Source organism: Streptomyces sp. NPDC085900 (assembly GCF_044540925.1).
Lineage (GTDB): Bacteria > Actinomycetota > Actinomycetes > Streptomycetales > Streptomycetaceae > Streptomyces > Streptomyces gilvifuscus.
This window is the reverse complement of sequence record NZ_JBITSP010000007.1, coordinates 348,399-368,170: the sequence shown is the minus strand read 5'-3', so window position 1 is coordinate 368,170 and position 19,772 is coordinate 348,399. Positions and strand designations below refer to the sequence as shown.

Sequence of the window (19,772 nt, the reverse complement as noted above, 5' to 3'; positions counted from 1 at the left end):
TCAACTGTCCTGGCCTTCGGTTACAGTCTTGAACAACGCTGATGACCATCGCATGTCGGGGGTCGTCTCGCGTTCAACGAGTTCAACAACCACATACCGCTCATCCAGAGGGGCAGAGGGATACGGCCCGATGAAGCCCCGGCAACCCTCCAGCCGGTCTCGTAGATCAGTGTTGATCATTCCGCGAGGCTCCCGGCTAGGGAAGGTGCCAAATCCGTCTCACGGCGAGATGCGTCGTGAGGAAGATGAGGAGAAAGGGCCTCGCCTCACATGGCTGCGCAGACTGTTGCAAGCACCACCGACCCCACGACCGTGGACCTCGGCCCCGCCTCGGCGCTTTCCTGCCGCGAGTGCGGTCACCGGGTGCCGCTCGGCCCGGTCTTCGCCTGCGAGGAGTGTTTCGGCCCGCTCGAGATCGCGTACGACTTCTCGGCCTACGACACCGAGGAACTCCGCAAGCGCATCGAGGCGGGACCCGCGAACATCTGGCGCTACGCGCCGCTGCTGCCCGTCCCGGCGGACGTGGCGGACAAGCCGAACATCAACCCCGGCTGGACCAAGCTCGTCAAGGCCGACAACCTCGCACGCGAGCTGGGCGTCACCGGCGGACTGTATGTGAAGGACGACTCCGGCAACCCGACGCACTCCTTCAAGGACCGCGTCGTCGCCCAGGCCCTGGAGGCCGCGCGCGCCTTCGGCTTCACCACGCTCTCCTGCTCCTCCACCGGCAACCTCGCGGGTGCCGTCGGCGCCGCCGCGGCCCGCGCCGGCTTCCGGTCCTGCGTGTTCATCCCGCACGACCTGGAGCAGGGCAAGGTCGTCATGGCCGCGGTCTACGGCGGCGAGCTCGTCGGTATCGAGGGCAACTACGACGACGTGAACCGCTTCTGCTCCGAGCTGATCGGCGACCCGGCCGGCGAGGGCTGGGGCTTCGTCAACGTCAACCTGCGGCCCTACTACGCGGAAGGGTCCAAGACCCTGGCGTACGAGATCTGCGAGCAGCTCGGCTGGAAGCTGCCGGACCAGATCGTCGTGCCGATCGCCTCCGGCTCGCAGCTGACGAAGATCGACAAGGGGCTGCAGGAGCTGATCAAGCTCGGGCTCGTCGAGGACCGGCCGTACAAGATCTTCGGCGCGCAGGCCGAGGGCTGCTCGCCGGTGTCAGTCGCCTACAAGGCGGGCCACGACGTGGTCCGGCCGCAGAAGCCGAACACCATCGCCAAGTCCCTCGCCATCGGCAACCCGGCCGACGGGCCGTACGTCCTGGACATCGCGCGCCGCACGGGCGGTGCCGTGGAGGACGTGAACGACGAGCAGGTCGTCGACGCCATCAAGCTGCTGGCCCGCACCGAGGGCATCTTCGCCGAGACCGCCGGCGGCGTGACCGTGGGCGTGACGCGCAAGCTCATCGAGAACGGCGTGCTGGACCCGGCCCTGACCACGGTCGTGCTCAACACCGGCGACGGCCTCAAGACGCTGGACGCGGTGGCGGGCACGGGGCTGACCGCGACCATTCGCCCCAACCTCGACTCGTTCCGTGAGGCCGGGCTCGCCTAGCCGATCTTGTCGTCCGCGGGCTGGCGGGGGCTGGTCGCGCCCACGCGGCGGCAGCCGCACATCGAACACAGCCCCGCGCCCCTCGGGGCGACTACCCGACCGGAGGTCCTGAACATGAGCGTGTCCGTCCGTATCCCCACCATCCTGCGCACCTACACCGGCGGCCGGGCCGAGGTGAGCGCCGAGGGCGCCACCCTCGCCGAGGTCATCGCCGACCTGGAGAAGAACCACACCGGCATCGCCGCGCGCGTGCTGGACGACCAGGGCAAGCTGCGCCGCTTCGTCAACGTGTACGTCAACGACGACGACGTGCGGTTCGAGCAGGGACTGGAGACGGCGACCCCGGACGGCGCGGGCGTGTCGATCATCCCGGCCGTCGCCGGCGGCTGACCGAATGACCGATCATTACCTTCGGTAACGCCGGTTACGAAGAGTTCATCGAATTGCCCCCTCCGTGAGAGAAGCGGAGGGGGCAATTCAGTGTGGTTGAGCGCGGTACAGTTGGGGAACGCGCTGCTGATCCCCGGATCGGAAGCCCGGAATTCCTGCCGAGTGCCCGTCGAGATGTAGCCAAAGTGCGCATGTCTTTCGCGGCATTTGTTCCTTTTATGGGGCCCGAATTGCCCTGAATTCGGGCGAATTCTCACTACATTCCGGACCCCTTCCGTCCAGAATTCTCGTCCGATTGACCTGTTGCAGACGGCAGTTGGACAGATACATTCAGCCGCGGTCGACGCGTTCCGGCGCACGCCCCCAAACCGTGGGGGGTGAGGTCTGACCCGGATCCGCGAAGTGCGGATCCGCGCAAGGGCCAGTAATAGGGGAGTTAGGCATGGCTCAGGGCACCGTCAAGTGGTTCAACGCGGAGAAGGGGTACGGCTTCATCGCGGTCGACGGTGGTGCGGATGTTTTCGTCCACTACAGCGCCATCCAGATGGACGGGTACCGCACCCTGGAAGAGGGCCAGCGGGTCGAGTTCGAGATCTCGCAGGGCCAGAAGGGGCCGCAGGCGGACATGGTCCGCGTGGCCGGCTGAAGCACGCGCCGGGTAATCGCAGCGTCGTTCTTCTTTTCTTCGGAGGGCTCGTACCCCATGGGGAGTCATGGGTGCGGGCCCTTCGGCATGCCCGCACGCCACACCGCCCCGCGCGCCCCGTCGGCGCCCCCGCGCCCGGCGCCCCCGGCGCCCAGTCCACGGGAGGCGCTTGCACTCGGCAGGGGCGAGTGCTAATCATTGGCGTTAGCACTCTGAAGGTGAGAGTGACAAAGAAGGACCGGGTCGGTGAGGCCCGCAGGCCGGGTGGGGCAAGGAACCCACGGGTCGGCGAGCCGTCCGTCGCGGGCGCGGGCGCGGTCCGAAGGAATCACCCCCAGTCCTGGAGGGACCACTTCACATGGCCAAGATCATCGCGTTCGACGAGGAGGCGCGGCGCGGCCTCGAGCGCGGCATGAACCAGCTCGCGGACGCCGTGAAGGTGACGCTCGGCCCCAAGGGCCGCAACGTCGTCCTCGAGAAGAAGTGGGGCGCCCCCACGATCACCAACGATGGTGTCTCCATCGCCAAGGAGATCGAGCTCGAGGACCCGTACGAGAAGATCGGCGCCGAGCTGGTCAAGGAAGTCGCCAAGAAGACGGACGACGTCGCCGGTGACGGTACGACCACCGCGACCGTTCTCGCCCAGGCCCTGGTCAAGGAGGGCCTGCGCAACGTAGCCGCCGGCGCCAACCCGATGGCCCTCAAGCGCGGTATCGAGAAGGCCGTCGAGGCCGTCTCCGGTGCCCTGCTGGAGCAGGCGAAGGATGTCGAGACCAAGGAGCAGATCGCTTCGACGGCCTCCATCTCCGCCGCCGACACCCAGATCGGCGAGCTCATCGCCGAGGCCATGGACAAGGTCGGCAAGGAAGGCGTCATCACCGTCGAGGAGTCCCAGACCTTCGGTCTGGAGCTGGAGCTCACCGAGGGTATGCGCTTCGACAAGGGCTACATCTCGGCGTACTTCGCCACCGACATGGAGCGTATGGAGGCCGTCCTCGACGACCCGTACATCCTGATCGCCAACTCCAAGATCTCCTCGGTCAAGGACCTGCTCCCGCTGCTGGAGAAGGTCATGCAGTCGGGCAAGCCGCTGCTGATCATCGCCGAGGACGTCGAGGGCGAGGCCCTGTCGACCCTGGTCGTCAACAAGATCCGCGGCACCTTCAAGTCCGTCGCCGTCAAGGCCCCGGGCTTCGGCGACCGCCGCAAGGCCATGCTCGGCGACATCGCCATCCTCACGGGCGGCGAGGTCATCTCCGAGGAGGTCGGCCTCAAGCTGGAGAACGCCACCCTCGACCTGCTGGGCAAGGCCCGCAAGGTGGTCATCACCAAGGACGAGACCACCATCGTCGACGGTGCCGGCGCCAGCGACCAGGTCGCGGGCCGCGTGAACCAGATCCGCGCCGAGATCGAGAACAGCGACTCGGACTACGACCGCGAGAAGCTGCAGGAGCGCCTGGCGAAGCTCGCCGGCGGTGTCGCGGTCATCAAGGCCGGTGCCGCCACCGAGGTGGAGCTCAAGGAGCGCAAGCACCGCATCGAGGACGCCGTCCGCAACGCCAAGGCCGCCGTCGAGGAGGGCATCGTCGCCGGTGGTGGCGTGGCGCTCATCCAGGCGTCCTCGGTCTTCGAGAAGCTGGACCTGGAGGGTGACGAGGCGACCGGCGCCAACGCCGTGCGCATCGCGCTCGAGGCCCCGCTGAAGCAGATCGCCGTCAACGCCGGCCTCGAGGGCGGCGTCGTGGTGGAGAAGGTCCGCAACCTCACCCCGGGTCACGGCCTCAACGCCGCGACCGGCGAGTACGTCGACCTGGTCAAGGAAGGCATCATCGACCCGGCGAAGGTGACCCGCTCTGCCCTGCAGAACGCCGCCTCCATCGCCGCGCTCTTCCTCACCACCGAGGCCGTCATCGCCGACAAGCCGGAGAAGGCCGCCGCGCCCGCCGGTGGCGGCATGCCGGGCGGTGACATGGACTTCTGATCCGCCTGACGGCTGATCAACGTCCTTACTGAGGGCGGCACTTCCTGCTCGCAGGAGGTGCCGCCCTTCGGCGTGTCCGGTGTCACAGGGCGGGCCGGAAATGCGGTGGCGCGTGTGTCGGTTGACGTTGACGCAGTGTCTATGCGTATGCACATACCGAGGAGTTTCCCCACGTGACCGCCACCACCTCCCGCGCCGCCGAGATCCTGTCCCGGCCCACCGCGATCAATGGCCTGACCGTCCCCAACCGCATCGTGATGGCGCCGATGACCCGCCAGTTCTCCCCGGGCGGCATCCCCGGCGAGGACGTGGTCTCGTACTACGCCCGCCGTGCCGCCGCCGGGGTCGGCCTGATCGTCACCGAGGGCACCTACGTCGGCCACGAGTCGGCCGGGCAGAGCGACCGCGTCCCGCGGTTCCACGGCGAGGAGCAGCTGGCGGGCTGGCAGAAGGTCGCCGAGGCCGTGCACGCGGCGGGCGGCACGATCGTGCCGCAGCTGTGGCACATCGGCATGGTGCGCGAGCAGGGCCAGCCGCCCTTCCCCGACGCCCCCGCCGTCGGCCCCTCCGGCCTGGTCACCGCCGGTGCCGAACCGACCGGCCGGGCGATGACCCAGCGCGACGTGGACGACGTCATCGGCGCGTTCGCCGAGGCCGCCGCGGCCGCCGAGCGCATCGGCTTCGACGGCGTGGAGATCCACGGCGCGCACGGCTACCTGGTCGACCAGTTCCTGTGGGCGGGGACGAACCGCCGCACGGACGCGTACGGCGGTGACCTCGTCGCCCGTACGAAGTTCGCGGCGGAGATCGTCGCGGCCGTGCGGGAGACCGTGTCGCCCGAGTTCCCGATCATCTTCCGCTACTCGCAGTGGAAGCAGCAGGACTACACCGCGCGGCTAGCCGAGACCCCCGAGCAGCTGGAGGCGATCCTCGCCCCGCTGGCGGCGGCGGGCGTCGACGCCTTCCACGCCTCCACCCGGCGGTACTGGCTGCCCGAGTTCGACGGCGCCGACCTGAACCTGGCCGGCTGGACGAAGAAGCTGACCGGCAAGCAGGTGATCACGGTCGGGTCCGTAGGGCTCGACGGCGACTTCATCCGCGGGTTCGCGGGCGAGGGATCGCCGGTGCGGGGCATCGACGACCTGCTCGACCGGCTGGAGAGCGACGAGTACGACCTCGTGGCCGTGGGACGGGCCCTGCTGCAGGACCCGGAGTGGGCCGCGAAGGTGCTGGCCGGCCGCTTCGACGAGCTGAAGCCCTACGACGCGGCGGCGCTGAAGTCCCTGAGCTGACCGGCGAGTCCGCACCGTCCGCCGACCGCGGGCGGCGCGGAGTCCGCTGGTTTGCTTGATTCCAGCAGGCTTGTTCGTTTGAGTGGATCGGCAGCCCTCCATCCCCCATGCGTGAGGAGCCCACGATGACGACAGCGGAAGGTCCGGTCGTACGCACCGGAGCCGGTGCGGTGCGCGGACGTCAGGAGGGCGGGCTGACCGTCTTCCGGGGCGTCCCGTTCGCCGAACCGCCGGTGGGCGAGCTCCGGTTCCAGGCGCCGCGGCCCGTGCGGGCCTGGGACGGGGTGCGGGAGGCGTACGCGTTCGGGCCGCCGCCCCCGCAGGATCTCGGCATCCAGGGCCGCAGGGGCGTGCTGGACACGCCCGACGGCGACGACTGGCTCACCGTCAACGTCTGGACACCGCAGGCCGATCCGGCCGCGCTCCGCCCGGTAATGGTGTGGATCTACGGCGGCGCCTACAAGCTGGGCCACTCCGGCAGCCCCGGCTACGACGCCCGACGCATCGCACGCGACGGCGACCTGGTCGTCGTCACCCTCAACTACCGGGTCGGCATCGAGGGGTTCGCGAGCATCGAGGGCGCGCCCCCCAACCGGGGCCTGCTCGACCAGGTCGCCGCCCTGGAGTGGGTACGGGACAACATCACGGCGTTCGGCGGCGACCCCGGCCGGGTGACCGTGTTCGGGGAGTCGGCGGGCGCGGGATCGGTGGCGGCGCTGCTGGCGATGCCGAGTGCGCGGGGTCTGTTCGGGCGGGCGATCGCCCAGAGCGTGCCGGGCACCTTCTTCACCGACGAACTCGCCCGGGACATCGCCGCCGAGATCGCCAAGGAGGCCGGCCTGCCGCCGACGGCGGCCGCGCTGTCCGCCGTGGACCCCCGGCTGCTCACCTCGGCGGGCGAGGCGCTGAGCGCCAAGATGCGGCAGTACGAGGACCGGTGGGGGCGGGCGGCGCCCACGGTCACGCCCTTCTCGCCGGTCGTCGACGGCGAGGTGCTGCCCGTCACTCCCTGGCAGGCGCTGGCCGCGGGCGCGGCCCGGGACGTGGATCTGCTCGTCGGGCACAACCGCGACGAGTGGCGGCTGTTCCTCGTCATGGGCGAACTGCTCGGCAAGGTCACCGAGGAGCAGGCGGCCTGGGCACTGCGGACGTTCGGGCCCGGCCCCGACGCGGAGCGGGCCTATCGCGCCGCCCACCCCGACGCGACCCCGAGCGACCTGTACGAACGCGTCCAGACGGACTGGCTGTTCAACATGCCGAGCCTGCGGCTGGCGGAGGCGCAGGTGGCGGGCGGCGGCCGCGCCCACTTCTACGAACTGACCTGGCCCGCGCCCGGCGCCGGCGGCGTCCTCGGCGCCTGCCACGGCCTGGACATCCCTCTGCTGTTCGGCACGTTCGAGGCCGACCTCGGCAACCTGCTCTTCGCGGGGAGCGGTGTGCCGGCGGAGGCGGAGGAGCTGTCGGCGCGCTTCCGCGCGTCGTGGACGGCGTTCGCGCGCACCGGCGACCCGGGCTGGCCGGCGTACGGGGAGGCGGACCGCCCGGTCCAGGTACTGGACGTCCGGCCCGAGGTGCGGGCGTACCCCGAGGAGGCCACACGGCGGCTGTGGGAGGGCTACGAGTTCACGGCGCTGCCGCTGCTTCCCTAGGGCCCCTCGTCGCTCAGAGGTTGCCCAGGGGCTCGATGTCGACCTTCACCGGGGTGCCCCACACCCGCAGCACCTCGTAGTCGGTGAACTCGTGCACCAGCCGGTAGGCCATGGCGGCGCGGGGGCCGCGGCGCTGGGCGGCGAGATACAGCTCCGCCTCGCGCCGGTCCCTTCTCGGCGTACCGCACAGCTGCCACTCCTGCCCCGTCCACAGCTCCGGCAGCCAGCGCTGCTGGGGCTGGGGGCGGTCGCCCCGGACGCCGTAGCGGGAGGGCGCGGACTCGGTGGGGTGCACGGGCAGGGGTCCGCCGTTGAACTCGGCGCGGCGGGCCGCCCGGCGCCGGGTCTCGCAGAGCAGGCAGCGGTCGGGGGCGCTCTCGTCGACCGGGCCGTTCGGGTGCTCGGCGCAGCGGGTCGCGGGGGCGGCCGTGGAGACGCTCTCGTCAAGGAGGTCCAGGGCGCGCCGCAGGTCGGCCCTGACCTCGTGCAACCTGGCGTCCGGGGTGTCGGCGCCGAGGGCCTCGCCGTGCTCGCCGAGGAGGCGGAGGGCTCGGCCCAGGGCGGTGAGCTGGGCGTGGTTCATGGGTATCAGTCTGCACCGACAACGGCTGCCGGCGTCCGGCGCCGGTCTCTCAGCGGGCCGCCGCCAAAGCCGCCCGCAGGTGTCCGCCCGACTCCTCCAGCAGCCGGGCCGCCGTGTGGCCGTCCACGTCCGCCAGGAGGGTGAGGATCGCGTTCTTCACCTCGCCGTCCGTGGCCGCCAGCGCCCGCTCGATCTCCTCGTCCGGCGCCCCCGTGGCGAGGGCGACGATACGGCGGGAACGGGCCCGCAGCTTCTCGTTCGAGGCGCGTACGTCGACCATCAGGTTCCCGTACGTCTTGCCCAGCCGGATCATCGTGATCGTCGAGAGCATGTTGAGGACCAGCTTCTGCGCGGTGCCCGCCTTGAGCCGGGTGGATCCGGTGATCAGTTCGGGTCCGACGACGATCTCGATGCCGTGCTCGGCGGCCGCGGCGAGCGCGCTGTCGGCGTTGCAGGCGAGCCCGACGGTCAACGCGCCCTGCCGGCGGGCGTGTTCGACGGCCGCGATGGCGTACGGGGTGCGGCCGGAGGCGGAGATGCCGACCACCGTGTCGGCGGAGGTGAGGGCGAGGGCGTCCAGGTCGGCGCGGGCGAGGTCGGCGGAGTCCTCGGCGCCCTCGACTGAGGTGACCATGGCGGCGGGACCGCCCGCGATGAGCCCCACCACCTGCTCCGGATCGGTGTTGAAGGTCGGCGGGCATTCGGAGGCGTCCAGCACGCCGAGCCGGCCGGCGGTCCCGGCACCGGCGTAGATCAGCCGCCCGCCGCGGGCCATGCGGTCGGCGATGGCGTCGATGGCGGCGGCGATCGCCGGCAGTCGTGCGGCGACGGCAGCGGGGACGGTGGCGTCCTCGCCGTTCATGAGCCGGGCGATCTCCAGGGTGGGCAGCCGGTCGATGTCGGCGAGGTCGGGACGGAAGGCCTCGGTGGTGAGCGATTCCAACTCGGCGCGCAGATCACGGGGGTTGGAGGTGGAGGTCATGGCGGAGCGGCTCTTTCGTGAAGTGCGGCCGGAGAACGTGAGAGAAGGGAGGTGCGGGGTCTACCGCCGGTGCCGGTGGGCGAGCGCCTCGTACGACGCGGCCAGCGAGGGCGCCGCCGTCTCGTACGTCTTCTGCGCCACTCCCACGAACAGGCAGTCCACGACCAGCAGTTGACTGGTCCGGGACGACATCGCGGCCGGCCGCAGCTCGCTCTCCCGGGCGATGGACGTGGTCAGCACGTGATCGGCGTACTGCGCGACCGCCCCGTCCGGCCGCCCGGTGATCGCCACGGTCGTCGCCCCGCGTTCGAAGGCCACCCTCAGCGGCTCCACGACGTCCCCCGTCGACCCGGAGTGCGTGATGGCGATGGCGACGTCACCCGCCCGCAGCTGCACCGCGTTCGTCACGGCCAGGTGCGGGTCGCTGTGCGCGTGGGCTATCAGCCCTATGCGCAGCAGCTTCTGCGTGAGGTCCTGGGCGACCAGCCCCGACGCGCCCACCCCGTACACGTCGATGCGCCGCGCGACGGCGGCCGCGGCGACCGCGGCCCCCAGCTGCACGGTGTCGAGTCCGGCCGCCGTGTCGGCGAGCGTCTGCTGCTCGTCGTAGGCGAGTTTGGCAACGACGTCGGCGATGGGGTCGTCGACGGCGATGTCGGTGGTGATGGCGGGCGCGCGCCCCGACTGCTGCTGCGCCGCGAGTCCGGCGAGGGCGAGCCGCAGATCCCGGTACCCCGGGTAGCCGAGCAGCCGGGCGGTGCGGACCACCGTCGCCTCGCTGGTGCCGGTGAGCTCGGCGAGCCCGGTGACCGTGAGGGCGGCGCAGCCGGCCGGGTCGCCCGCGACCGCCTCGGCGACGCGCTGCATGGAACGTGTCATGGAGGGGGCGAGCGTGCGCACCTTGGCGGCGAGGGCCGCGGGGGCGGGAGGTGCGGTGCCCGGCGTCCCCGCACCATGGCCGGCGAAAATTTCCTTCACGTTCTGGGTCACGTATGAAAGATATTTTCGGCCGGGGCACCGGTCAAGAGTGCGCACAATGGGTGCATGGATCCCTCCGACACCCCTGAAACCCCGGGCCCCCCGGTCACCCCTCTGGAGCGGGCGCTGCACGTGGCGCGCGCCCTCGTGCTCGCCGACCTGGCCGCGGGGCGGGTCGCCGCGGCGGACGTGGTGTCCATGGTCGAGGACTCCGTCGCCGAGCGGCGCTGGTGGGTCGAGCAGTGGCCGCAGGGCGCGGAGTTCGTGACGGGGCTGGTCGCCCAGGACGTCCAGGACGCCCTGCTGGAGACCTACGGCCGCTGGCCGCTGTGCCCGGTCTGCGGCTCCGGCGACCCGCACGCGCTGGAGGTCGAGCCCGAACTGGGCGCCGACCCGCACTGGGTCTGCCACAAGGCGGGCGTGCGGGTCGCGGCCGTCGGGGCGCTGGACACGGCGACGGGCGGGACGCCCGCGCCGTGACCGTCTACATCGACCCGCCGGACTGGCCCGGCCACGGCCGCATGTGGTCCCACCTCATCAGCGACGTCTCCTACGACGAACTGCGGCTGTTCGCCGACCGGCTGGGCGTGCCGCGGCGCGCCTTCGAGCGCGACCACTACGACATCCCCTCGCACCGGTACGCGGACGCGGTGGCCGCCGGGGCCGTGCAGGTCAGCAGCCGTGAGGTGGTGCGGCTGCTGACGGAGGCGGGGCTGCGACGGCCCAAGGGCCGCGTTCAGCGCCCGAGTTCGTAGGCGAACGTCTCCTCTTCCTCGCTCACCTTGCGGAACCCGGCGCGGGTGACGACCGCCTGGGAGGGGAGGTTGTCGCGGTCGACCGTCGCGAACAGCGCGCGGACGTCGTCCCGGGCGAACGCCCAGTCGGCGAGGGCACGCAGTGCCTCGGTCGCGTAGCCGTGGCCGCGGGCGGCCTCGACCAGGTCGTAGCCGACCTCCGCCCGCCCCTCCTCGTCCGGGACGCCGTGGAAGCCCATGCCGCCGATCGCCCGGCCGTCCTCCCGGCGGACGAGGACGAAGACGCCGAACTCCGGCCGGTGGACGCCCTCCTCGTAGGCCTTCAGCAGGAAGCCGGCGGCCTCCCGCGTGCCCGCGAACGGGCCGTCGGCGAGCCAGTCGAAGCCGCCGTCCCCACCGAGGACCAGGTCGCGTGCGGACGCCGGCGTGATCCCCTCCAGGGTGAGGCGGTCCGTGGTGTGGACGAGGTTGTTGTTCCAGCGCCACTCGGTGACCGGGGTCCGGCCGGACAGTTCGCCGCGCCCGGTGGCCCACAGCAGGGTGCGCCAGGCGTCCGCGTCGGGCCGGACGTGCGGGAAGATCGTGGCGAGGACGAACTCCGCCAGGGCGGACGGCGGTTCGTAGGCCATTCCCAGGGCGCCCGCGATGTCGTACGTGTGCAGCAGTACCTCGGCGACGCCCATCGCGGCGAAGCCCTCGCGGTTCGCGCTGCGGAAGGGATAGGGGTGGAAGGCGCGGGCGTCGCGCGGGGCGGTGCGGACCGCCGCGGCGAGCAGGGCGCCCATCGACTCGACGAGGTGCAGCAGGCCCGTGTTGTCGGTGCCCTCGTCGAGCGTGATCTCGAAGGGGACGTAGCCGTCGCGGGCGCGTCCGGCGAGGTTCGCCCCGTACCCGACGAGGCACTCCGCGATGTGGAACGCCGTCTCGTGGGCGGTCCAGTCCATCCCGGCTGCCCGCACCGCCGTCCAGTCCCGGTCCACCGCAGGCCGCAGTGCCGCGAGACAGCTCGCGACGGCCTCTTCCACCTGATCCCCGCCCAATGCACGCATGGGCCGAAGGCTATTCGGCCCCCTCCGCGGCGGTCGACAGGATTTCCAGCTCGGAGGAGAGGTTGTAACGGGCCGTCGCCTCCCACTTCCGTCGTCCGTACGGCGTCCTGAACAGCTGTGGCAGTGCGAGGAGCTGACGCAGGACGTCGGCCCGTCCCGCGCGGAAGGCGTCGTTCGGCACGAAGTGGTACTCCTCGCGCACGGCCGCGGTGTAGGCGGCGTACGCGGCGGGCGGCGAGGCGAGGATCGCGAGGTCGGCGTCGCACAGGACCTGGCCGTCGCGGTCGTCGTCGGCGGGGTCGTGGGTGACGGTGAGCCGGACGAGCCGGGCGACCTCGGCGGTGGTGTCGTCGGGGACGCCGGCCTCGGTCAGGGCGCGTTCGGCGAGGCGGGCGGAGCGCTCCTCGTTCTCGGACCGGTCCGGGAGGTAGACGGCGTCGTGGAACCAGGCCGCCAGCCGCACCGCGTCCGGATCGTCCGCGTACTCCGCCAGCGTGTCGACGTGGTCGAGGACGGCGACCAGGTGGGCGAGCGTGTGGTACCGGCGCTGCGGCTCCTGCCAGCGGGCCAGCAGGTTGTCGGCGTACGGCACCGGGTCGGGGCCGGCGGCGGAGCCTCGGGCTCCGGCCAGGGCGCGGGTCCAGCGGGAACGCAGGGCGTCGAGATCGGCCATGCGCCCATTCTCCCGCCGATCACCTCCCGCCCCTAGCGTGACCCCATGACTACTACGACTCCCGAAGCACGCGACCCCGAACTTCCCGGACGTCTCCTGGTCGCCGAGCGCGACGCCCTCGTACCGCTGCTGCGGGCCCGCCCGGACGCGGACTTCGCGCTGCCGACCGCCGGGTGCCCGGGGTGGAGCGTGCGGGACGTGCTCGCGCACTGTTCGTCCGCGCTGATGCGGGTGGTGGAGAGCCGGTTCGAGAAGGGCGTCTTCTCGCCCGAGGCCAACGACCGCGACATCGCCGAGCGGGCCGAGTGGACGAACCGGCAGGTCGTCGACGAGCTGGAGCGCGGGATGACCGAGGCCGGACCGGTGATCGCCAAGGCCGGCGGGATTCTGGACATGGTCGCACTGGGCGAGTGGGTGCACGCCGGCGACGTGCGCGAGGTGTGGGGCGAGCCGGGCGCCTACGCCGGCGCCGGGCTCCCGGACGCGCTCACCCTGCTGGCCCGCATCACCCGCGAGAAGGGCCGGGCGCCGCTCCACGCCGACCTGGAGGACGTGGACGAGCCGCTGCTGCTGGGCGAGGTGAGCGGGGAGCGGACGCCGGCCCGTTTCATCGGCGACGCCGCCACCCTCGTACGGCTGTACGCGGGGCGTCCGGTGCCGCAGGGGGTGTCGTACGAACTGGCGGGAGCGGAGGCGGGGGACCTGAACATCTTTGGCTGAGGGGCGTCGTCGTGCGGGCGGCCGCAGGGGCGTAGTCTTTGAATTGGACTAGACCTGTGCATCGAGGTCGTACCGCCTGCCCACACGACGAATGGGGTCCCATGAGCAAGCGTGCAGTCCTGGAGGTGATCGCCCTCGACGCCGAGGACGCGGTCGCCGCCCAGGCCGGAGGCGCGGACCGCCTCGAACTGGTCACCGACATGGCGGCCGACGGCCTGACCCCGCAGGCCGCCACGTTCACCGCGATCCGCGCCGCCGTCGACATCTCGCTGCGCGTGATGCTGCGGCTGGCGGACGGGTTCGCCGCCGGAGACGTGGAGCGGCTGGCCGGGGTCGCACGGGACATGCGGGCCGCGGGCGCCGACGAGTTCGTGCTCGGGTTCCTCGACGGCGAGGGCTGCGTGGACCTCGCCGCGGTGGAGCGGGTCGTCGCCGAGCTGGACGGCTGCCGCTGGACCTTCCACCGGGCGATCGACCACACCGCCGACCGGGACGGGCTGCGCAAGCGGCTGGACGGCCTGCCGGGCCTGGACACCATCCTCACCGCGGGCTCGGCCACGGGCGTCGACGACGGGCTCCCGACCCTGCTCGCCGAGGCGGCCAGGGGCGGGGAGCCCGGCTACGAGCAGCAACTTCTGGTGGGCGGCGGCCTCCGGCTGGACCACGTACCGCACCTGCGCACCGCCGGCATCGACGCGTTCCACATCGGCGGTGCGGCGAGACCCGGCGGCTGGGACGCCCCGGTCTCCGCGGAGGCCGTGGGCCGGTGGCGCCGGGTCCTGGACGGCTCCGCCGCCTAGCCGCTCACCCTTCGAGCTGGGGTGGCAGCGGCGCCGCGTGCGTGACGATCAGGCCGGAGACGGCTCGGGTCAGGGCCACGTACAGCCGGCGCAGCCCCGTCCGCTCGTCCGGCTCGCCGTCCACCACGGCCTGCGGTTCGTCCAGTACGACGTAGTCGTACTCCAGGCCCTTGGCGAGCGAGGCCGGGACCAGGGTGAGCCGGGTCTCGGCCGTCGTCTCCTCGCCGGGGGCCAGGTAGCCGATGCCGGCCGCCGTCAGTGCCTCGGCGAGTGCCGGAACGCGGGCGTCGGCCGCGATGAGACCGGTCGAGCCCTCGTTGCGCAGCAACTCCGCGCAGGCGGCGACGACTTCATCGGTTGCCGCGACCGTCCGCAGAGCGAAGAAGCCGGGGTTCTCACGGACCGACGCGACCGGGGTGAGACCGGGGGCGATGTGCGGCAGGAGGCGGGAGGCGTAGGTGATGACGTCCGTCGGGACACGGAAACCGGCCGTCAGCTCCTCGATCACACCGTCCGCCTTGCCGAGGTGAGCGAGGGCCTCGTCCCAACTCCGGGTCGCCCAGGGCGTGGTGCCCTGCGCCAGGTCGCCGAGGACCGTCGCCGAGCCCGTGGTGCAGCGCCGGCCGACGGCGCGGTACTGCATGGGGGACAGGTCCTGCGCCTCGTCCAGGACCACATGGCCGAGGGAGTGGGTGCGCTGGACGATGTCCGTCGTCTCGTCGATCAGCACGGCGTCCGCCGGCGACCACCTGGCCGCCTTGACGCTGCGCACCGGCTTCGCCCACAGGATCGTCTTGCGCTCCTCCTCGCTGAGGACGCCCTCCGCGTGCTCGGCCAGGAAGTCCGCGTCCGTCAGCAGCCGCAGCACCAGCTTCGCCGGGTCGACCGGCGGCCAGATCTGCTTCACCGCCGCCTTCACCGCCGCGTTGCGGGCCACCGCGTCCTGCACCCGGTCGTCCGGCGCCTCACCGGAGCGCTCCATCTGCACCAGCACGGCGTGCGCGATGCGCTGCGGAAGGGCCTCACGGGCGGCGCCGTAACGGATGTCCCGGTCCAGCAACTCACGGACGATGTCCGACAGTTCGTACGCCGGGACGCGCCAGCGACGCGAGCCGCGCACCACGACCACCGGCTCGGTCGGCATGGTCACGTGCGCGTACACGGCCCGTCGCAGCACCTCGGCCATCCTCGCGTCGCCCTTGACCACCGCGGCCGCCGCGTCGTCCGTCCCGCGCACCTCCACCTGCGCCACCAGGTCGTCCACCGTCGCCTGCTGCACGGTCAACTCGCCCAGTGCGGGCAGCACTTGCTCGATGTAGTGCAGGAAGGACCGGTTCGGCCCGATGACGAGCGTCCCGGTGCGGGCGAGGCGCTCGCGGTGGGCGTACAGGAGGTAGGCGACCCGGTGCAGGCCGACGGCCGTCTTCCCGGTGCCCGGGCCGCCCTGCACGCACACCGTGCCGCCGAGCCCGGACCGCACGATCTCGTCCTGCTCCGGCTGGATGGTGGCCACGATGTCCCGCATCGGACCGACGCGCGGGCGCTCGATCTCCTGCTGGAGCAGCTTGCTGGTGCGCGCCGCCTCCGCCGGGTCGGAGAGGTGCTCGTCCTCGTACGCCGTGATGTCGCCGCGCGTGTACCCGAAGCGGCGGCGCAGCGCGATGTCCATCGGGTCCTTCTTGGACGCCCGGTAGAACGGCTGCGACACCGGCGCCCGCCAGTCGATGACCATCGGGTCGCCGTCGTGGTCGTGCACGTGCCGGCGCCCGATGTAGAAGCGTTCCCCGTACGCCCCCTCGGCCTGGTCCGCGCCGGGAGCGTGCAGGTAGTCGAGGCGGCCGAAGAACAGCGGGGTGTCGCTGAGATCGGCCAGCGCCTTGATCCGCTCGTCGATCTGGCGGGCCAGCACCTCGGCGTTGACCCAGTTCGCGGTGACGTCGCGGATGTCCAGCGACTCGACGTCCTCGCGCATGGCGCGCAGCGCCGCACGGGACTCGGCGAGGTGGGCGCGCTCGCGGGAGAGGGGATCGTCCAGGGGCGCGGGGTCGTCGACGGACGTGGACAAGGGGGTGCCTCCGAAGGTGCTGCGGGCCGGGTGACTGCTGCTGCGAGATGCCGTCCGGTTTCCGGCCGGTCGGCGGCGCTCCGTCGAGGGAGGCGGGCAAGAGCGGAGATTTTAGGCGAGGGGGCGCTCCGGTGGCCAACCGTTTTTCGGGCCGGTCCGGCTCGGTTCCCGGCTCCCCCTAGGGGTTCACCCTTCCATCCCCGGGTGGAGGCTCTCACCCATGGGGGGTACCCAGGTATCACAGCAAGTGGGGACCTTGGACCGATGCTCTCCTTATGTCCGTGGCGCCACCATGGATACATGAGTGCAGCGACCATCACCCCAGCCCCCGGTCGCCCGTCCGGTGCGACCCCAGTCTCCGACCTCCACGGCACGCACCGCCTCGGCAACGCCCTTCGCGCGATCCGTGTCTTCGCCGGCGCCGCCTTCGATGTCGTCATACTCGGCGAGTACGGCGAGGAAGCGGGCGTCCGCCGCAAGTGATCCGCGGGACCACCTGAGTAGGTGGCCCCGCGTGGGATGAGTATCCGTACCGGTGCCCCGCAGTCCGGCGCCCCGGTTCACTGCTCGTATGACCACACAGCACTTCGCGGCACAGCCCCCGGCCTCGTCGGACACGGCCGGGCGGGACCCCAGGGCGTGGATCGCGCCGCTGGTCGCGACGGTGCTCCTGGTGTTCCTGGGGCCCGCGGCGGTGCTCTTCGGCGGACTGTCCGCCATGGCGACGGACGCCTGCGGCCCCGACGACTGCTCGTCGGCGCTGACTACCCACCTGTCCCTGATCTACGGCACCCTCGAGTACGGCACGCTGCCCACCCTCGCCGCGCTCGTCACGGCCTGGGCCCTGCCCTGGAAGCTGCGCTGGCTGCCCGTCCGTGTCTGCGCCGCACTCGCGGCCGTGCTGCCGGCGCTGTTCGTCCTGCTGCTGGTGTTCACCCTGCCCGCGCCCTGACGGCGGGGCTTCAGCCCGAAGCCCTCAGCTCTCAGCTCTCAGCTCTCAGCTCTCCGCCAGGATCTCGTCCGCGTCCACGATCCGGTAGGCGTACCCCTGCTCCGCCAGGAACCGCTGCCGGTGGGCGGCGAAGTCCTGGTCGATGGTGTCCCGGGCGACCACCGAGTAGAAGTGGGCCTGGTGGCCGTCGGCCTTCGGCCGCAGCACCCGCCCCAGCCGCTGGGCCTCCTCCTGCCGCGACCCGAAGGTGCCGGACACCTGGATCGCGACCGTCGCCTCCGGCAGGTCGATGGAGAAGTTCGCGACCTTCGACACCACCAGCACGCTGATCTCGCCCTCGCGGAAGGCGTCGAAGAGCCTCTCGCGCTGGGCGTTGGAGGTCTCGCCCTTGATGACGGGCGCGTTCAGGTGCTCGCCCAGTTCGTCGAGCTGGTCGATGTACTGGCCGATGACGAGGATCTGCTGCCCGGCGAACCGGCGCACCAGGGCCTCGGTGACCTTCCGCTTGGTCGCGGTCGTCGCACAGAAGCGGTACTTCTCCTCCTGCTCGGCGGTGGCGTACGCGAGCCGCTCGGAGTCGGTGAGGTTGACCCGGACCTCCACGCAGTCGGCCGGAGCGATGTAGCCCTGCGCCTCGATCTCCTTCCACGGCGCGTCGAACCGCTTCGGGCCGATCAGCGAGAACACGTCCGACTCACGGCCGTCCTCGCGCACCAGGGTCGCCGTCAGGCCCAGCCGCCGCCGCGCCTGCAGGTCCGCGGTGAACTTGAACACCGGAGCCGGCAGCAGGTGCACCTCGTCGTAGACGATCAGCCCCCAGTCCCGGGAGTCGAACAGCTCCAGGTGCGGATAGACGCCCTTCCGCTTCGTCGTCAGCACCTGGTAGGTGGCGATGGTGACGGGCCGGATCTCCTTGCGCGTCCCGCTGTACTCGCCGATCTCCTCCTCGGTGAGCGAGGTCCGCTTCACCAGCTCGTGCTTCCACTGCCGGGCGGAGACGGTGTTGGTGACGAGGATCAGCGTCGTGGACTTGGCCTGCGCCATCGACCCGGCGCCGACCAGCGTCTTGCCGGCCCCGCAGGGCAGCACGACGACGCCGCTGCCGCCGTGCCAGAAGTTCTCCACCGCCTGCTTCTGGTACGGCCTGAGCGCCCACCCGTCCTCGGCGAGCTCGATCGGGTGCGCCTCGCCGTCCACGTACCCGGCGAGGTCCTCGGCCGGCCAGCCCAGCTTCAGCAGCGTCTGCTTGATCTGCCCGCGCTCGGAGGGGTGCACGGCGACCGTGTCCGGGTCGATGCGGGCGCCGACCAGCGGCGCGACGCGCTTGGAGCGCAGCACCTCTTCCAGCACCGGCCGGTCGGTGGTGGTCAGCACCAGGCCGTGCGCGGGGTGCTTGCTCAGCGTCAGCCGGCCGTACCGGTCCATCGTCTCGGCGACGTCCACGAGCAGCGCGTGCGGCACCGGGTAGCGGCTGAACTGCACCAGCGCGTCGACGACCTGCTCGGCGTCGTGCCCGGCGGCACGCGCGTTCCACAGGCCCAGCGGAGTCACCCGGTAGGTGTGGATGTGCTCGGGCGCCCGCTCCAGCTCCGCGAACGGCGCGATGGCCCGGCGGCACGCGTCGGCCTGCTCGTGGTCGACTTCCAGGAGCAGGGTCTTGTCGGACTGGACGATGAGAGGACCGTTCACCTACGCGCACTTCCCTTCGCACGGCCAAACGTCCAGTGTGCCTCAATCGCGGGCGATCAGGGCCGGTCGGCCGGAGGCTCCGCCAGGCGGCGCAGGTGCGGGCCGTACTCGGGGTCGGCGAGGGCGTGCGCGAACTGGGCGGTCAGATAGGCCAGCGGGTTGCCGGTGTCGTACCAGCGGCCCTGGATGACCTGGCCGTAGGCGGCCTTGGTGGCGGCGTAGGCGTTGATGGCGTCGGTGAGGTAGATCTCGCCGGTGCGGTGCTCGTACCAGGCGCTGGTCTGCTTGCGCAGCTCCTCGACGATCCCCGGGGTGATGACGTAGCCGCCGATGGCCGCGTAGGCGGAGGGCGCGTCCTGCGGCTTGGGCTTCTCCACCAGGCCGGTGATGCACAGCAGGCCGTCGCCCAGGTTCTCCTTGACTCGGGGGACGCCGTAGCGCTGGGAGTCGGACGGGTCCATGGGGAGCAGGGCGAGGACGGGGCAGCTGGTGGCCTCGTAGGCGCGGATCAGCTGCTGGGCGCGCGGGACCTCGGCGACGAAGACGTCGTCCGGCCACAGGACGAGGATCGGCTCGTCGCCGACGTTGCGGGCCGCGTTGAGCACGGGGGTGCCGTTGCCGTACGGGCCGTGCTGGTCGAGGTAGGTGATGTGGCCGCGCCGGGACAGTTCGGCGACCTCCTCGACGGCGTCGGCGTAGGCCGTCTTGCCGTCGGCCCGCAGCTGGTCGACCAGTGCGGGATTCGGCCGGAAATGGTCCTGGATCAGGCCCTTGCCGCCGGAGACGACGATCGTGATGTCGGTGATCCCGGACGCCACCAGCTCGCGGACGGTGTGCTCGATGACCGGCTTGTCGCCGACCGGCAGCATCTCCTTCGGGATCGCCTTGGTGAGGGGGAGGAGGCGGGAGCCCAGCCCGGCGGCGGGGATGACTGCGCGGCGGATCGTCGTGGCCATGGGGTCGGTCCCTTTCGTCGGTCGCGGTCCGTCAGGAGACTGCCCGTGTCAGGCC

Annotated in this window: 20 protein-coding genes and 1 riboswitch; of the genes, 12 read left to right on the top strand and 8 right to left on the bottom strand. The window is 71.6% G+C overall.

Features of this window, described 5'->3' with window-relative positions:
* The first annotated feature begins 97 nt into the window (after window positions 1–97).
* A riboswitch (SAM riboswitch) is annotated at window positions 98–252 on the top strand.
* 18 nt (window positions 253–270) lie between these two features.
* From thrC to ACIGDI_RS25610, 6 genes are all read left to right on the top strand, one after another.
* Window positions 271–1,557 carry a threonine synthase gene (gene thrC, locus ACIGDI_RS25635; protein ID WP_399900796.1) on the top strand — a complete coding sequence of 429 codons (1,287 nt, stop codon included), beginning with the start codon at window positions 271–273 and terminating at the stop codon, window positions 1,555–1,557.
* Between the two features lie 114 nt (window positions 1,558–1,671).
* Complete coding sequence (locus ACIGDI_RS25630) at window positions 1,672–1,947, top strand: MoaD/ThiS family protein (protein ID WP_399900794.1); 276 nt, start codon at window positions 1,672–1,674, stop codon at window positions 1,945–1,947.
* A gap of 442 nt (window positions 1,948–2,389) precedes the next feature.
* A complete protein-coding gene (locus ACIGDI_RS25625; RefSeq protein WP_003986833.1) occupies window positions 2,390–2,593 on the top strand; it encodes a cold-shock protein in 204 nt (67 codons plus the stop codon).
* A gap of 358 nt (window positions 2,594–2,951) precedes the next feature.
* Window positions 2,952–4,574: a chaperonin GroEL gene (gene groL / locus ACIGDI_RS25620; RefSeq protein ID WP_142153018.1), complete on the top strand. Its 1,623-nt coding sequence runs from the start codon at window positions 2,952–2,954 to the stop codon at window positions 4,572–4,574.
* A gap of 173 nt (window positions 4,575–4,747) precedes the next feature.
* Complete coding sequence (locus ACIGDI_RS25615) at window positions 4,748–5,866, top strand: NADH:flavin oxidoreductase (RefSeq protein WP_399900789.1); 1,119 nt, start codon at window positions 4,748–4,750, stop codon at window positions 5,864–5,866.
* Between the two features lie 125 nt (window positions 5,867–5,991).
* Complete coding sequence (locus ACIGDI_RS25610) at window positions 5,992–7,515, top strand: carboxylesterase/lipase family protein (protein ID WP_399900786.1); 1,524 nt, start codon at window positions 5,992–5,994, stop codon at window positions 7,513–7,515.
* 13 nt (window positions 7,516–7,528) lie between these two features.
* Here the strand turns inward: ACIGDI_RS25610 and ACIGDI_RS25605 are convergent, their stop codons facing one another.
* From ACIGDI_RS25605 to ACIGDI_RS25595, 3 genes are read right to left on the bottom strand one after another with little or no spacing between them, the layout of a single operon-like run.
* Window positions 7,529–8,098 carry a hypothetical protein gene (locus tag ACIGDI_RS25605; protein WP_399900783.1) on the bottom strand — a complete coding sequence of 190 codons (570 nt, stop codon included), beginning with the start codon at window positions 8,096–8,098 and terminating at the stop codon, window positions 7,529–7,531.
* A 49-nt stretch (window positions 8,099–8,147) separates the two neighbouring features.
* On the bottom strand, window positions 8,148–9,080 hold the full coding sequence (gene murQ / locus ACIGDI_RS25600) for an N-acetylmuramic acid 6-phosphate etherase (RefSeq protein WP_399900780.1): 933 nt from the start codon (window positions 9,078–9,080) through the stop codon (window positions 8,148–8,150).
* Window positions 9,081–9,140: 60 nt separating this feature from the next.
* Complete coding sequence (locus tag ACIGDI_RS25595) at window positions 9,141–10,070, bottom strand: MurR/RpiR family transcriptional regulator (RefSeq protein WP_142153008.1); 930 nt, start codon at window positions 10,068–10,070, stop codon at window positions 9,141–9,143.
* Window positions 10,071–10,124: 54 nt separating this feature from the next.
* Here ACIGDI_RS25595 and ACIGDI_RS25590 point away from each other — a divergent pair, with 54 nt between their 5' ends.
* A complete protein-coding gene (locus tag ACIGDI_RS25590; RefSeq protein WP_399900777.1) occupies window positions 10,125–10,538 on the top strand; it encodes a hypothetical protein in 414 nt (137 codons plus the stop codon).
* On the top strand, window positions 10,535–10,813 hold the full coding sequence (locus ACIGDI_RS25585; protein WP_272178051.1) for a DUF4031 domain-containing protein: 279 nt from the start codon (window positions 10,535–10,537) through the stop codon (window positions 10,811–10,813). Before ACIGDI_RS25590 ends, ACIGDI_RS25585 begins: the two co-directional genes overlap by 4 nt.
* Here the strand turns inward: ACIGDI_RS25585 and ACIGDI_RS25580 are convergent.
* Both ACIGDI_RS25580 and ACIGDI_RS25575 read right to left on the bottom strand, forming a co-directional pair.
* Window positions 10,795–11,862 (bottom strand): GNAT family N-acetyltransferase, encoded by a 1,068-nt coding sequence (locus ACIGDI_RS25580; RefSeq protein WP_399900774.1) that lies wholly within the window; start codon window positions 11,860–11,862, stop codon window positions 10,795–10,797. The genes ACIGDI_RS25585 and ACIGDI_RS25580 overlap by 19 nt on opposite strands.
* Window positions 11,863–11,872: 10 nt before the next feature.
* Window positions 11,873–12,535 (bottom strand): hypothetical protein, encoded by a 663-nt coding sequence (locus tag ACIGDI_RS25575; protein WP_399900771.1) that lies wholly within the window; start codon window positions 12,533–12,535, stop codon window positions 11,873–11,875.
* A 45-nt stretch (window positions 12,536–12,580) separates the two neighbouring features.
* On the opposite strand from ACIGDI_RS25575, the gene ACIGDI_RS25570 reads away from it, so the two are divergent.
* Together ACIGDI_RS25570 and ACIGDI_RS25565 are read left to right on the top strand one after the other, a co-directional pair.
* On the top strand, window positions 12,581–13,255 hold the full coding sequence (locus tag ACIGDI_RS25570; protein ID WP_399900768.1) for a maleylpyruvate isomerase family mycothiol-dependent enzyme: 675 nt from the start codon (window positions 12,581–12,583) through the stop codon (window positions 13,253–13,255).
* A 101-nt stretch (window positions 13,256–13,356) separates the two neighbouring features.
* On the top strand, window positions 13,357–14,055 hold the full coding sequence (locus ACIGDI_RS25565) for a copper homeostasis protein CutC (protein WP_399900765.1): 699 nt from the start codon (window positions 13,357–13,359) through the stop codon (window positions 14,053–14,055).
* A gap of 4 nt (window positions 14,056–14,059) precedes the next feature.
* Here ACIGDI_RS25565 and ACIGDI_RS25560 read toward each other — a convergent pair whose 3' ends face one another.
* Window positions 14,060–16,120 carry a HelD family protein gene (locus ACIGDI_RS25560; protein WP_399900762.1) on the bottom strand — a complete coding sequence of 687 codons (2,061 nt, stop codon included), beginning with the start codon at window positions 16,118–16,120 and terminating at the stop codon, window positions 14,060–14,062.
* Between the two features lie 300 nt (window positions 16,121–16,420).
* Between ACIGDI_RS25560 and ACIGDI_RS25555 the strand changes: the two genes are divergently transcribed.
* Both ACIGDI_RS25555 and ACIGDI_RS25550 read left to right on the top strand, forming a co-directional pair.
* Window positions 16,421–16,603, top strand: a complete 183-nt coding sequence (locus ACIGDI_RS25555) for a hypothetical protein (protein WP_200705676.1) — start codon at window positions 16,421–16,423, stop codon at window positions 16,601–16,603.
* Window positions 16,604–16,691: 88 nt separating this feature from the next.
* Window positions 16,692–17,072 carry a hypothetical protein gene (locus tag ACIGDI_RS25550; protein ID WP_399900759.1) on the top strand — a complete coding sequence of 127 codons (381 nt, stop codon included), beginning with the start codon at window positions 16,692–16,694 and terminating at the stop codon, window positions 17,070–17,072.
* A gap of 45 nt (window positions 17,073–17,117) precedes the next feature.
* Here the strand turns inward: ACIGDI_RS25550 and ACIGDI_RS25545 are convergent, their stop codons facing one another.
* Entirely contained in the window at window positions 17,118–18,761 is a 1,644-nt protein-coding gene (locus tag ACIGDI_RS25545; RefSeq protein WP_399900756.1) for a DNA repair helicase XPB, read from the bottom strand.
* 56 nt (window positions 18,762–18,817) lie between these two features.
* Window positions 18,818–19,717 carry a UTP--glucose-1-phosphate uridylyltransferase gene (locus ACIGDI_RS25540; RefSeq protein WP_399900753.1) on the bottom strand — a complete coding sequence of 300 codons (900 nt, stop codon included), beginning with the start codon at window positions 19,715–19,717 and terminating at the stop codon, window positions 18,818–18,820.
* Between the last annotated feature and the right edge of the window lie 55 nt (window positions 19,718–19,772).